The following is a 14,503-nucleotide window of genomic DNA, read 5'->3' as shown; positions in this document are numbered from 1 at the left end:
ATTATTCCTCCAACAAGGATCCCCAGCTTATGCTTGGATTCCGGTCCAAGTTCTTAATCCAGACACAGGTTCTAATTGCTCTTGTTAAAGCAACATACAGAATTCTTGATTCTTCAGATATCTGTTCGCCAATTTCGGCTGTTTCATCGTAATTTGAATTGCGTTCTCTGATTTTGTTCTCAAACAAAACTGTATATGCGAGTTTTGCTCCAGAATAATTCGCATCCAACTTCACTTTCCGAATATCGCCAATATCCTCATCAGTATACGGCAATACAACGGTTCCGTATTCCATGCCTTTTGATTTATGAATGGTCGTACACAAAAGCTGTATGCCGTTATCATCCACTTCAATCTCTCTAGCCAATTGTTGCTGGCCTGTCAAAATATTAATCTTTAAGTATTTCACAATTTGGTTGAGCGTGAGACCATCTACACGCGAATACTTAATAATCCGCTCCAATAAATATTCATGATTTGCCATGTAATATATCTGCTCTTGAGGCTGATTGCTAAATTGCTTCCAAGGTTGAAGCGCGTCATATAACTGTTTTAAAACGAAGAGAATGGGTTGTGTATAGGCCGCATTAATAACTTGCTGCCATGTTTTTTCCATACGTACTTTAAAGAATTCATCTAGTACACGGGTTAAATCCTTTATGCATTCCGATTCGGACATCCCATGATATTTTTGATAATCAAGTGATAGGTTAGTGTAATTTGATTCGATAAAGTTAATCATGTACACTGGATTCGCAGAATTATTTAATGCCAGCGTTAATTTATAAAGATCTTGAGATGATTCCAACTGAAATAAATCACCGCCGGATTTGATATCTATTTTTATGCCATTCTTTTTGGCAGCAGTTACAAGCTTCTCTACCTGCCAATTACTACGCACTAAAATAGCAATAGTGCGTTCTTCTTTGCTCAAAGGCTCTTGATATTTCTCCTGTCTCCTCTGCATGATATCTAAAAGAACCGCCTTTTGTTTGCATATGACATCTATAAAAGTATCAAAGAATTTGTCTTCATCTTTCGCGTGGCAAGGAATCGATAATAGCAGTCCATCATCTCCTATATCGGTCCTAACGCTACTTGAGAGCTGATCATTTTTGGCTATATAAGGAAGATAGTTTTGAGTACCCATGCCACTAAATATTCCATCGTATAAATCCAACAGACGATGGTCAGTTCTATAATTGATTGTTAGATGATGAATATCCCAGTCAAACAGGCTTTTACTCATCAATTGAGTAAAAGCACTCAGTCTGGCTCCTCGAAAGCGGTAAATACTTTGTTTTAGGTCTCCCACAACAAACATCCGGCAATTAGCATTGATTACCTGTTGCAGCTTCTGGAACAATTGAATTTGAGCATCATCAGTATCCTGAAATTCGTCAACAAATAGATATTTCAATCTGAGAGTTTCTAGTTTTCCGGGGATTTGATTTAAAACCTTACCAAGTAAAATGATACACTCCTTTAGGTCCATATCATTTGTAACATGCGTGTCTTCGGAATATTCCGTCTCGGAAGGAATTATAACCTTCTCAATTATTTCGTTAAAATAGGGAACTGTATTTTCAACAGTAACTCCCATCTCCGAAGGTTTAATTTGTTTTAAGTCAATGCTTTTGGCTAAAAGGCGATCTGCAATTCCAATTATTTTCTTTTTTAAATCGTAGATGGGTACAGGTATTTCATTAATTAAATTAGAGTTGTTTGTTTCCATTTCAATAAGAAAATTACTTAAATAAAAGTCGTATATTTTTCCGCGAAGATATTCGTTAGAGGAAACTCGGAAATTTGTTCCAAGTCCAGTATAGAGAGATTCTCCTCTTAAAATGTCGAAAGCAAAGCTATGGATTGTGGATATATGTGCCCGATCAGTGTCTTCAACGAATTTCAAATAACGCGGATCACTTGTAAGTACAAAGTAATTCACAAACATTTGCTTGAGACGAACTTTCATATTAATGGCTGCATCGTTTGTAAATGTTACCATTGCTATTTCGTCAGCAATATTAGCAACTGCGCTAATCTTCTTATTGCATAGGAAAGCTACGCGAGAGACCATAGAGTAAGTTTTTCCAGTACCGGCGCCGGCTTCAACTAGTATATTGTGCTCAGGAGAAGCATGCTCAACACCATACTGTTGCTGATTGAAAGTTGTGACGTGGGACAGTTTCCGCACTACTTCTAAATCGCCAATATTATAGGAACCTTCTTCAATTTTTACGGTAGATGGGGCAATGTCGGAAAGACCAATCACGCAATAGAGTTCAAGGTTGAAAGCTCTTGATGAGTTTCTCTCAATTTTTAGTCCAGTTCTATAACCTATTCTTAATGCATTTCCACTAGGCTGAATATTATGCGCTTTATAGCTTGCGTTAAATGCACTTGTTAGGGTTAAGTAATCCGAATCGTTTGCAACAAAAATGATACTTTTAGTTCCACAGAAATAATCCGAAATAATTTGGTCAATTTCTGATGATTGCAAATTGTTTGGGAAAACTGATAATATGGAATACGGTTTTGTCGGTATGCCCATAAGTTGAGGATGTTGGATAAAATCCGGCTCCCAATCTTGACGTAGTTTCGAAATAAAATCACAAGAGAAATCTGCATGTGGAATGTTCTTTGTTGAATCATAAGCACTCTGAATTTTCTTTACCAATTGTTCCTGACTTTCTAAGTCTTCCTTGAAAATTGCAAACTGCTCCTCTGAAACAATATCCAAGTGAGAGGTTAGATACTCTGCTTTGGAAATGAAAGGGTAACACACCATATCAAAAACAAGTGGACTGATGTTATATTTCTCAACGATCTTATTGAGTAATGCAAACCTATAGGCTCTTGCTTGCTTTTTAGGTGAACGTTGTGGCTTTTCATATCCTTCAACGATAATATTGTCGATGCCTTTAACATTAATTTTGTCGCTAAGCCATCCTTTAACTTCTATGATCAACACTCCGACATTTTCCATGAACAAGCAGTAATCAAATTCACGACCATTAATTTCACGATTATTGTATACGACAACATTGCTTGGAAGAAATGCTTCCAAGCTTTCCCATACTTTTGCCTCTCCGTGGTATGTGGGCTTTGGGTCGATCATTTTTGCCATGAAAATTCTCCCAACTTATAGCTAATGTTTCATACAAAAATTAAAATATCATTCAGAACGATTCGGAATATATTTTTCTGCTTTCCGGGGATTGTAACTGAATCTATACTAGCACTTCTTGTTCGTGGATATATAAGTCATGTCATTACCTCGGTTCCTTTCTGAAAACATGACTTTCACTTTATCGCTCGCTGATCACTTCTTATTTATTCTATTGTAGAGCCTATCCGATTATCCGGACTCTGGACGATATCCAGCATCTCATCAACTGTACAGTTGAAAGTGCGACAGATCTTTTTAATCACGTCCATAGATACTTTTTCATTGTTTGAAAGCTTTGCAAGGGTGCTTTGACTGATGCCAACCGCCTTACGGAAGTCAGTTTTTTCATTCTTATGTCAATCAGCAATTTGAACAACTTATTATAATAAACGTCCATATTCGCAACTCCCGGCAATTTTTCTTTATTTACAAACACATTTAGACAAATTATACCATAGAATATTCATCAATGGAATTGTTTTGTTCGGGTTCTCGGTTAATGTGAGTTGATATTTCTTATTCTAGAACACTGTCCTAAATTTCCAAAATCAAATCCCAAAGATTATTGATAAAGCTTTGCCATAAATGGCAGAGCTCATAGTTTAGCTGCTGTCATACCCTCCGTGTTATTAACCTTTTTAGCACTGTTTTTATTGAAAATGATAATTACTTTATATATTAAGTCGCTCTATGGCTTACACTGGCCGCACGGCTCATACCCCTGGACGATGAGATCTTCGCGCGATCCTGTATAAGTTTGCTTGTTTGAGTCCTTTATATCTTCGACACAGGAACATGATGGGTAATGGAATTTGTGCGTGTTCGTATTTAGTATATATATCTGTTCAATGGATTTTTCTGTGTTAGTATCTGCGGACGCTGTTTTCGGAGCTGCCGATTCTATAGAACCGGCGGTATTGCTTGTGGCCAGTGCACTGACCCCGGTGGCATAATCGATGGTAATGCCAGGCTGAATATTATAGCAGAAAACGCTGAAGCAGATACCGTTGCCTTTGTCTTCAACAGATTCCGCTTCCATCAACACGCCGGAAGCCACGAGGTTATTTCCATCAAATATGGGCGTCACGCGATATAGAACGTGATTGCCCGTTTCCTTTATGTAGTCAGCCACCATGTTCTCAAAAGGCAGCATACCATCAACATTCAGATAGCGTGTGCCGGTGATCAGATTCTTTTCGTTCGCGTTTTCCGCGGTGAGTTGATAGCCGATCAAATGGCATCTGTTATAGAGATATTTGCCGTCGACACTGTCATACTTAACTGTTTGCCAGCCCGAAGGCTTAATCTGCCCTATGGAACCGCGCTCCTCCGTAGGCATCGTATCTGTAGAGACGCAGGCATAGGCAACTCCGCAGCGGCCAAGTCCATCGAGATCGCTGTAGGATTCAAAAGAGGTTGTTTTCAGGTCAGCATCTGAAAAATACGGCAGATTATTATTGACAGTGACATATGGGCTGTCGGAATAGTCGGGAATCGAGTCTAATGTGTAGGCGCTTTCTGCGGAGCAAGCGGAAAGAAACAGCCCGATCGCCAGAAGTAGTGGGAATAGTGTGCGGATAGACTTCTTCATCGTGTGTAAATCTCCTCCGTAATTTTTTCGTGAGAAGATCCGGTAAAGTCTTCCGTATGAACAAGCTTCCACGCGTTTGTGACAAGGTCAACGGAGAAAGTCTGATCCGATGGATACCGCCGATTCCATCGATACAGAATAATCTTTTCTACCCACTGCAAATAGGGACTAATATCGCAATCCTCCACAAAGCAATACTCACCGGTTCCGGCTTCAGAAAGGTAGTTTTCATCCACATTTATCTGGGATGCACAATTTTCAGAAAACTGCTTGGCGGAATAATGGTTCATCCATAGCTTGCTGCCCTTCGTGACTTCCAGAATACGTTCTCGCAAGATCCGATCCTGGCTCTGCCTGCGATGATTGAACATCATCCCCATATCGTCATCAACACACGCAATGATAATCATTGATTTTCTCCTAATTATGATGGTAGATTCTGCGCTCCAGCGCAAAGATGCGTTTGCTGAATTCCCCGGCAGGGACTTCTTCCAGCGTTTCACGGTAGATTTCCATTCGGCTGTCAATCATATCAATGTAAGACAGCAACTCTCCCTCAGCACACATGGGGCGGACGGCTGCGCCGAAATCCGGTTCTCCGTGATGAGACAGAATAAGGTGTTGAAGCAATACCGATTTTTCCTCCGGAATCCTCAGCTCAGCCGCGATATCGGCTACCTCATGAGCACCCATGACAAGATGTCCCAACAGTTGTCCTTTCATGGAATAATCCGTAACAAGCCCCAGAGATGATGTGGTGAATTCTTCGCATTTTGCAAAATCGTGGAGTAAGGTTCCTGCGATCAGCAGGCTGCGGTCAATGACCGATCCGTACATGCCGGCCAAAAAATCCGCCGTCTGAAGCATATACGCAGTGTGCATCAAAAGCCCGTTGAGGAAACTGTGGTGTATGCCTTTGGCTGCCGGTAGACTTTTGACCTTTTCGCCGTAACGATTCATCATCTTTTGGCAGATCGATCTATAATCTTGATCCTCAATTGAATCAATGATATCCTGCAGCTCTTTCCAGGTGGCCTCAACGTCAATCGGTGCCGTAGGGACTAAATCGCTTACGCTATATTGGTCGCCGGCATCAGCTAGGCGCAAACGATCCACCGTAATCTGCAACGTTCCCTTGAATTCAGATACGGTTCCGCGGATTTTCACCACAGCTCCGATATCCTTCGGCGTTACGGGGCCGGTATAGTCCCAGATTTGCGCGTCCATCGTCCCTGTGCAGTCGGACAAGACCATGCTCAAAAACGGTTTCCCGGCCAATGTCGTCTTTGCATATGCATCCTGCAGCAGGAAAAATCCTTCCACCTGGTCGCTGATGCTCATATCTCTGATATACATAACGTTACCTCTGTTTCTTTATCATACGGAAATAATAATACCACAAATCGGCTGCTTCGGGCTATCTTAGAATCCGATTTTGGCTTTCGGTGTGCTGATATTCCTTGGCTCGGCTTGCATTGTGTCCGGGTCCATATCCGGCGCGTCCTTTTTCTCAACTTCCTCCTTCGGAACGACAATTGCAATCACGCTGGAATGCGTGATGAACATCACCTGCGCATATGCATAGTCTTCAAACTTGTCATAGAGCCTGCCAGCGCTGCAGGTGCCCGCAAAAACGGTTCCCACGCTGTTGGCCACATAGCCGATCGTGTCGATGAACGGGAGCTCGACGCGAATCGCCTCCGGGTCGTGTGAATTATCAGGTTCTTTGACCAATTTAACAAGGCGATTGACTTTATATGGGGTCATGCCGAGATAGTGGTTCATGCCGGTGATCGTAACGAAGTAATTTTCCATGATGCAGACTCCTTTCAAAGATGCTTTAAACTACATCTACATCATGCAGGAAATGCTGTCCAATAATCTGTACTGCATCTTTGCCTGGAGCTGAGTTCGGTGCCAAGACGCTATCTTAAGTGTGTAAAATCATGTAATTAAAATTGTTATATGTATCCAATTGTGATATTCTGATGTTGTCCTGAGTATTGGACATCACTTCCTATATACTTGAAATATAGCTGAAATAAGCATCAGTGTTGAGGGGAGTGCAAACTCATGGGCAAGGATTTTGATAATGGGTTTGGTGCCGGTTTTGTGTTCGGTACAGTGATGAACGGCGGCAACAGCTCAAAAAAAGACGGCTGCTACATTGCAACCGCCATTTATGGTTCCTATGACTGCCCGGAGGTATGGACGCTGCGCCGGTTCCGCGACTACCGGCTGAAGCAGACAGCACCCGGACGCGCCTTTGTCCGATGCTACTATGCGGTCAGCCCCACCCTGGTCAAATGGTTCGGCGGCGTTAATTGGCTTAAGCGGCTTGTACGCTACATCCTGAACCGCCTCGTAAGTAGTCTGAAAGCAAAAGGTGTGGAGGATACGTCATATAATGATCCCGAAAATTAGCGTTGATATGAGAGGTGTTTGAAATGGCCAGATCAGAGCGCCAGAAGTTAAAGTTGCTCTATCTGCGGGATTATCTGCTCCGGAATACGGACGAACAGCATCCCGTGACAATGAAGCAAATCATTGCCTATCTTGATCAAAACGATATCCCGGCTGAACGAAAGAGCATCTATACCGACATTGAAATGCTCCGAACATACGGCATGGATATTATTCAGGAGTCGGGCAATTATTATGTCGGCAGCCGGCATTTTGAAATACCGGAGCTGAAGCTTCTCGTTGACAGTGTCCAGTCCTCAAAATTTATCACATATAAGAAAACCGGCTCTCTGATTAAAAAGATCGAGGAAATGGCCAGCATCTATGAGGCGCAGCTGCTCAACCGGCAGGTCTATGTTGCGAATCGAATCAAGAGCATGAATGAATCCATCTATTACAATGTGGATGAAATTTACAATGGTATAGCCCATAACAAGAAAATCAGATTCCGCTACTTTGAATACACGATTTCAAAAGAACGCTCATTCCGCAAAGACGGGAGCCTTTACGAAGTAAGCCCTTATGCGCTCACCTGGGACGACGAGAACTACTACCTAGTTGCCTATGATTCAGATGCCGAAATCATCAAGCATTACCGCGTGGACAAGATGACGGATATATCGGTAACAGAGCAGATCCGCGACGGTAAAGAGCATTTTGAATCTTTGGACATGGGTACCTATGCAAAGAAAGTCTTTGGCATGTTCTCCGGCAAAGAACAAACCGTTCGACTGAGAGTCGCAAACCACCTGGTGGGTGCAATCCTGGACAGATTCGGCAAAGATGTTTCCATCATCCCCGACGGAGAAGAGCACTTCACCATATCGGTTGATGTTATCGTCAGCCCGCAGTTTTTTGGTTGGGTCAGCGGATTTGGTCCGGATGCGGTAATCACGGGGCCATATGACGTGGTTGAACAGATGCACCGTCACATCAGCGCGATTAACGAGCAATATCAAAGTTTTGAGCAGTAGATTCACATTTGAAAGTGCGATGGGCTTATGACATTTACTGAATTTAAGTCAAAATTCAATATTAACCTCAACCCCCAGCAAGAGGCTGCGGTTCAAGCGGTTGATGGGCCGGTTCTTCTTTTGGCGGTACCGGGCAGTGGCAAGACCACTGTGCTTGTAACGAGGCTGGGTTATATGCTTTATGCTCGGGACATCAAGCCGGAAAGCATACTGACCATGACCTATACCGTTGCTGCTACCCGTGATATGCGTGAGCGTTTTGCCTCCATGTTCGGGAACGAATTGGCGGACAAGCTTGAGTTTCGCACTATAAACGGCCTGTCCAGCATCATAATTCGCCATTATGAGCGGACGCTTGGGCGCAAGGCCTTTGACCTGTTGGATGACACTGGTAAACAAGCAGCCATCATCGGCGAAATATACCGGCAGAAAGCTGAGGACTTCGCCACAGAAAGTACCATTAAGACCATTCAAACCGCAATTACATATACAAAAAATATGATACTTTCCGACAATGAAATTGAGGAGTTGGAGCCGGAAGGCATAAAATTTGCTCCCATATATCATGAATACTGCCGGGTGCTTAAAGGCCGTAATCTCATGGACTTTGACGATCAGATGGTTTACGCACACCAGATACTACGCCGTTATCCGGATATCCTCCGCCACTTCCAAAAAAAGTTCAGCTTCTTCAGTGTGGATGAAGCGCAAGACACCTCCCGCATCCAACATGAAATTATTCGGCTCTTGACACTGGAGAGCAGCAATCTGTTTATGGTAGGAGACGAGGATCAGAGCATTTACGGCTTTCGTGCCGCATATCCCGAGGCACTGATGGAATTTGAACAGGTATACCCTGGCGCGAAAATACTGCTTATGGAGGAAAATTACCGCTCCACTAAGCAAATTGTTTCTACAGCCGATAAGTTTATCCGGCAAAATATTAACCGCCACCCAAAGCGGATGACGGCTGTTTGCGGAAACGGCAAGGATGTATCTGAAATATCTGTTAATGACCGCCGAGGACAATATCGCTATCTGCTTGCAGTGGCCAAAGACTGCAAGACAGAAACCGCCGTTCTTTACAGGGATAATGACAGCGCCCTGCCCGTTATCGACCTTCTGGACCGCACCGGAATCTCATACCGCTGCCGACAGGTGGACAGTACATTTTTCAGTCACTGGGTTATCCGTGATATCACCGATATTATTCGCTTCGCCTGTAACCCCTTCGACAGTGAAGTGTTCCTTCGTATCTATTATAAGTTGGGTGCCGGAATAAGCAAAACCGTGGCAGAGGCTTCCGTGAAGAAGAGTGCCAAAAAGAAATGTCCCATCCTTGAGTGCCTTTTGGAACAGCAAGAACTTTCTTCATGGACGAAAAAACAGAGCAAAGCATTACAGACGCATTTCACTAATCTAATCTCGGAGCCGGCAGACCGGGCGGTTTATAGAATCGTGAACTTTATGGGATATGGAGACTATCTGAAAGACCGCGGTTCAGATCAGAATAAGGCTCAAATACTGGAGGCTCTGGGCGCATCCGAGCCGACTCCAGACAGGTTATTGGAGCGACTTGATGAGTTATGTGAGGTTGTAAAAGCAGGGTCCGCAAATTCGGAATGTAATTTCATCTTATCCACCATTCACTCCAGCAAAGGGTTGGAATATGAAAGAGTAATTCTGATGGACGTTGTCGACGGCATTTTGCCAAAGATGGCAGCACCGGCGAAAGACGGCACAGCGGAGCCGGAGAAAGTGGCAGCATATGAGGAAGAGCGAAGACTTTTCTATGTGGGTATGACGCGAGCTAAAAAGGAGCTATCCATATTTCGTTTCCGTAAAGCTGAGCTTTGCTCTGCCTTTGCAAAAACAGTATTTCCAGACAAGTCACCCACTCCCCCAAAAAGCGCAACCCACAAGTCCGCTATAAATATAGCACGAATTTCACTGGTTTCAGAGGAAATAAAGTGGCTTGCAAAAGACTATATTCCCGGATCTCGGGTAAGCCATAAGAGCTTTGGCCCCGGTCGGCTAACGGTTAAAAACGACGATATTATTACCGTTCGTTTTGACGATGGAACTCAGAAACGTTTTTCCCTATCCGCCGCACTGCAAAAGAATCTGTTTAGTTTGTTGTGATGCAGGGCACATGAGTAATTTAAAAGATCAATGGCCGTTATAGCAATTAGGGGAAATTCAATGAATACGATAACGCAGAAAATTCATAGGGGGGCAATGTGGAAACAATGGACGATAATGATTCTTTATTTCTTGAACTAAATATAGATAATGATAATTTTACCTTTGCATCATCTGTTTTATCAGCATTATCTGATGCCGAAGCCGAATTACAAAGTCTGGATAATAGGCTTAGCGAAACTCTTGAAACGATAAAAAATCTTACACCTGAGTGTGATAAGACGGATTACGCATTATCTGCAAGTTCTGGTGCATTGTGTGGAATTATTGACATTTTTCTGGTTGGAAAACCGGGAGAATCTCCGATAGGCAAAATCACTGACAGTTGGTTTGAAAATAGGACAAAGGATTTTGCAAAACTTTGTTGTCCGAATAAGGACAATAGTACAATATCATCCGCCATAAAAAATCTTGAAGAAAAATTTAGAATACCTTATGACCAGCGCGGGGCCGGTGACGCTGCAAGTGAAATATTTGATCTTAATCCGAAAAATCATCATTTTAAATCACTTGCGCATAATCCAAGCTTATGTGGATTGTTCTTCTCAATATTGGATCAGTTTACAAATACCTCTCACTTTGTATCAGATGGTGAACTTATTTCACTACAAGATGCAGATGGAAGCTTCGAATTGCGTGGTAGCAATATACCAAGTAAGATGTTCTGTGCTTTTGTAAATTGGATAGGTCATTTAATTTCCGATATGTCGGGGTCATCAAGTAGCAAAGGCAGAGGAATGGGAATTCCATCGCCATTTTGGTCATGGAAAAATGATGTCATAGCCATTAAGAGAAAGCTTAATATTCCTGTCTCGCAATTTGATAAATCAGCAAGTGAATTGGCTTTGAAAATTTATAAAGAGGGATACGATGTAAGATTTCAAACTGCACAGGCTATTCCGGTATTTATTAACGAAATGGTCGTCAGGTTGATTTATACCATAAGACGACTTATTAAATATTTTTCTTATACTACAAAAGAAAACCGATCGTTTTCTTTAATGTGGATGTCTTGCGAACCGTTTTCTAACGAAACTGTTAAGCGTATGCTGACGGTAGCACACGGAACATTTTGCTTAATAGACATAGGTAATGCTACAATTCGTGGCTTTGCAACCGGTGGCGGATGTTTTAATGTTACAGAGTTTGTTATGAGATTAAATATCGTTGGCGTAGGTCGTTTTGCTATTTCATTGTATGGTGAATCCAAGAGAGGAATACAAGTGTACAATGCGAAAGAAGAAGTATATTTCATTGCGAGAGAAAAAATCATTATAATTGATTATATTGAAGGCCTTAAGACACTATCTGATGTTTATGATGATCAATACTTATTGACATTTATTGATAAGTTGCAGAATAGCGATATGTATATTGAAGCGTTTCAAAAAACGGTAATGTTGGCTAAGAAGCGAAATGTTCCTGAAGGAGAAATACTGAATGCAAAATCAGATATAGATTCGTATTTTTGTGGAGGAAAACGAGATGTCTAAAAAGAAATCAAAGCTTCAATTAGCGCAGGACAAAGCGCAGTCTGCAATCAATAAAACGAATGAAATAATCGAAAAGCTTGGAAGTCATACAAATAGTCTGTATTCCGTGTTGAATGACATTCAAGAACTTTTTGATAAAATCAGAAATGTTCCTAATGAGAAAAGACTACAGTATGAAAAGCTGAAAGACATTCGATTGAATTGGAAACAACAAGCCGAAAAAATAGAAAAAGATTATAAAAATGCTACGGTAAAAAATGCTGGCGCAGGTGCTGCTGGGGTTGGTGCCGGTGTTGCTGTTGCTGCTCTTGGGCCGACAGCCGCAATGGGAATTGCAACGACATTTGGCGTAGCGTCCACTGGAACTGCAATTTCTACACTAAGTGGAGCGGCTGCAACAAATGCTGCATTAGCTTGGCTTGGCGGTGGAGCTCTCGCCGCTGGTGGCGGTGGGATGGCTGCGGGAAATGCGTTTCTTGCCCTCGCGGGACCAGTTGGCTGGGCAATCGCTGGTGTTACACTTATAACGAGCGGTCTACTATTTTGGAAATCGAAGAGCGATAAAAAGCATATTGAAGATGTTTTTACTCTTATTAGTGAGCGCGATGTGAAATCTTATGATCTTGCGATTGCAGAGTTATATGAACGCATTTCTCGGATTGTAGATGAAAGTGAAAAACTAAAGGACGCCATTGTTCACATTGATACATTTGGTTTGGATTATAACAAAATGAATGAAGCACAACAGTATGAGCTTGGTGCATATGTGAACTTGATGTCATCGTCCACACAATTGCTTGTACATCCGATAATGGGTTTACATCCGAAATACTCTGCGAATGATTTCATTAAATTTGTTTCATGGAAAGAAAGGAAAACCGATAGTAAACTGTGCACTGATTTTAGAGATTTAATAATATCTTTGTCAAACCTTCTCTATAAGATTGATTTGAACAGCAGAGATAAAAAGCTGTTATATAAGACTTTTAAAAGAAATAAGAAGATGTTGAAATCCTTAAATATGAAAAAGAAAGAGTTTACGCCGGCTATTCTTGATGCTGTCGAAGATGCTCTTGAATATAGTTATGCTGATATTTGAACAAAGGATCTTCCTAATGAATTTTCGTTTTACCAGATTGTAGGTGCGAATGTTATTATTATTGGCGTTTATATTTTTAACGCCGGAAGCAAAATACAATGACAACTTCCAGTTTGTCGAGATTCGCATTATGTTTACACAGTGGGCAAGTTCGGTGCTTCGAGTCGCCAAGTTTGTAAATAATGATAATTAATATTTACATCTTTGTGGATTTACAGGTGTTTGTTAAAAAATAACACGTGTCTATCCGCAATATGTAGGAGGGAGAGTACATGGCAGATATTGAAATGGAAATATCTATTCCTACAGATAATAATGGTTATGTATTACTGCAGTGCCCCTTTTGTGGGGAGTATTTCAAACTTACTCCTGATGATTATGAAGATGAAGGCATTTTAGATATATTTTGTCCTTCCTGTGGTCTTTGTGGAGAAAACTTTATAACCGAAGATGTGTTAGAGCTTGCTATGGCAATGACCAAGAATGTTGCGATGGATATGATATATGATGCGATGAAAAAGTGGGAGAAACAATTCGATTCAGGATTAATTACTTTCAATGCAGGGAAAAAACCTAAGCCGGAACCAGAAAACCCTATTCAATCAGGAATTGAAGCTCTCACTATTATTCATTTACCTTGTTGCCAGAGAACCGCAAAAATCAAGCCTATGTTAAAATTTACCGGATGCTATTGTCCGTTTTGTGGGGTGAAAGAATATGAACCTGAATAGAAAAGACTTAAAGAAAACCATCTACGACTTTAATGCCATTTCAAACAGGCTGATGAAAGTTGATTTTGAAGAATATCTTGCTGTACTAAAAAAGTTTTTGAATTTTGTTGAAGGCTGCCCTATTGTTTTTGACTATATTAATGATTGCGGTAGCACTTCATTTGATATTGAAAAAGAAGTTGACTCTGTTTCAAATTCCTATGGTAGCGAATATTTTGATTTAGGTGAAACAGAGCAAGAAGAAGTAGCAAATGTATATCACCTTTTAAAGCACATAGTAGATCATAACATTGAAATCCATTTTGGTATTGCCATGGCCTATGCTTCAGAAAGCAATAAGTATCAGGATTTGGTAAAAGGATTTAACGAAAGAGTTGTTTTGGTATTAATACGTTACATTGAAAGTTATCTTACCAAAATTGGTATTGATATGGGGATAGATGAAACAGTAAAGTACTCAATCAAAGTAAATAATGGACAAGTTAATCTTGCGATCGAAAACTCAGTCATAAATGCAACCCAAAACAACGGAATTAGTCAAGCTGAACTTAAAGATTTATTACATACTATCAAAAACAATCTGCCCCAAGATATTACTCCAGAGGATAAAATAGCAATTTCAGATAGCATAGAGGTTATTGAAAGTGAACTGGCGCAGCCTAATCCAAGAAAGAGTTTTTTAAGAACCGCTTTGAGTACAATACAAGCCATTAAAGGAACCGTCGAATTTGGTGCTGCTGTTACCGCGTTGGTTACGTTTGTTTCAACCATCTTATAG

General features: G+C 41.3%; 13 protein-coding genes. 7 read left to right on the top strand and 6 right to left on the bottom strand.

The window, feature by feature from the left end; translation table 11 throughout:
- Position 1 precedes the first annotated feature (1 nt).
- The 6 genes from B9A13_RS07510 to B9A13_RS07485 form a co-directional block, all read right to left on the bottom strand.
- Positions 2 to 3,130, bottom strand: coding sequence for a UvrD-helicase domain-containing protein (locus B9A13_RS07510; protein WP_084234527.1), 3,129 nt, complete (start codon positions 3,128 to 3,130; stop codon positions 2 to 4).
- 206 nt (positions 3,131 to 3,336) lie between these two features.
- Complete coding sequence (locus B9A13_RS07505; protein WP_423241265.1) at positions 3,337 to 3,489, bottom strand: helix-turn-helix domain-containing protein; 153 nt, start codon at positions 3,487 to 3,489, stop codon at positions 3,337 to 3,339.
- Positions 3,490 to 3,860: 371 nt separating this feature from the next.
- Positions 3,861 to 4,763: a DNA/RNA non-specific endonuclease gene (locus tag B9A13_RS07500; protein WP_200809696.1), complete on the bottom strand. Its 903-nt coding sequence runs from the start codon at positions 4,761 to 4,763 to the stop codon at positions 3,861 to 3,863.
- On the bottom strand, positions 4,760 to 5,173 hold the full coding sequence (locus B9A13_RS07495) for a ribonuclease Z (RefSeq protein WP_084234526.1): 414 nt from the start codon (positions 5,171 to 5,173) through the stop codon (positions 4,760 to 4,762). Before B9A13_RS07495 ends, B9A13_RS07500 begins: the two co-directional genes overlap by 4 nt.
- A gap of 10 nt (positions 5,174 to 5,183) precedes the next feature.
- Entirely contained in the window at positions 5,184 to 6,119 is a 936-nt protein-coding gene (locus B9A13_RS07490; RefSeq protein ID WP_084234525.1) for a 3'-5' exoribonuclease YhaM family protein, read from the bottom strand.
- 66 nt (positions 6,120 to 6,185) lie between these two features.
- On the bottom strand, positions 6,186 to 6,578 hold the full coding sequence (locus B9A13_RS07485; RefSeq protein WP_084234524.1) for an HIRAN domain-containing protein: 393 nt from the start codon (positions 6,576 to 6,578) through the stop codon (positions 6,186 to 6,188).
- A gap of 258 nt (positions 6,579 to 6,836) precedes the next feature.
- On the opposite strand from B9A13_RS07485, the gene B9A13_RS07480 reads away from it, so the two are divergent.
- From B9A13_RS07480 to B9A13_RS07450, 7 genes are all read left to right on the top strand, one after another.
- Positions 6,837 to 7,187 carry a CFI-box-CTERM domain-containing protein gene (locus B9A13_RS07480; protein ID WP_084234523.1) on the top strand — a complete coding sequence of 117 codons (351 nt, stop codon included), beginning with the start codon at positions 6,837 to 6,839 and terminating at the stop codon, positions 7,185 to 7,187.
- Between the two features lie 23 nt (positions 7,188 to 7,210).
- Positions 7,211 to 8,200, top strand: coding sequence for a helix-turn-helix transcriptional regulator (locus tag B9A13_RS07475; protein ID WP_084234522.1), 990 nt, complete (start codon positions 7,211 to 7,213; stop codon positions 8,198 to 8,200).
- A 27-nt stretch (positions 8,201 to 8,227) separates the two neighbouring features.
- Positions 8,228 to 10,342 carry an ATP-dependent helicase gene (locus B9A13_RS07470; RefSeq protein ID WP_084234521.1) on the top strand — a complete coding sequence of 705 codons (2,115 nt, stop codon included), beginning with the start codon at positions 8,228 to 8,230 and terminating at the stop codon, positions 10,340 to 10,342.
- Positions 10,343 to 10,449: 107 nt separating this feature from the next.
- Entirely contained in the window at positions 10,450 to 11,895 is a 1,446-nt protein-coding gene (locus B9A13_RS07465; protein WP_084234520.1) for a hypothetical protein, read from the top strand.
- A complete protein-coding gene (locus tag B9A13_RS07460) occupies positions 11,888 to 12,994 on the top strand; it encodes a hypothetical protein (RefSeq protein ID WP_084234519.1) in 1,107 nt (368 codons plus the stop codon). The genes B9A13_RS07465 and B9A13_RS07460 overlap by 8 nt, the downstream gene beginning before the upstream one ends.
- A gap of 272 nt (positions 12,995 to 13,266) precedes the next feature.
- Positions 13,267 to 13,725, top strand: coding sequence for a hypothetical protein (locus tag B9A13_RS07455; RefSeq protein WP_084234518.1), 459 nt, complete (start codon positions 13,267 to 13,269; stop codon positions 13,723 to 13,725).
- Entirely contained in the window at positions 13,712 to 14,503 is a 792-nt protein-coding gene (locus B9A13_RS07450; protein WP_084234517.1) for a hypothetical protein, read from the top strand. Before B9A13_RS07455 ends, B9A13_RS07450 begins: the two co-directional genes overlap by 14 nt.

It is taken from the genome of Papillibacter cinnamivorans DSM 12816 (genome assembly GCF_900176335.1).
GTDB classification, from domain to species: Bacteria; Bacillota; Clostridia; order Oscillospirales; family Oscillospiraceae; genus Papillibacter; species Papillibacter cinnamivorans.
This window is presented reverse-complemented; position numbering and strand designations above follow the sequence as displayed.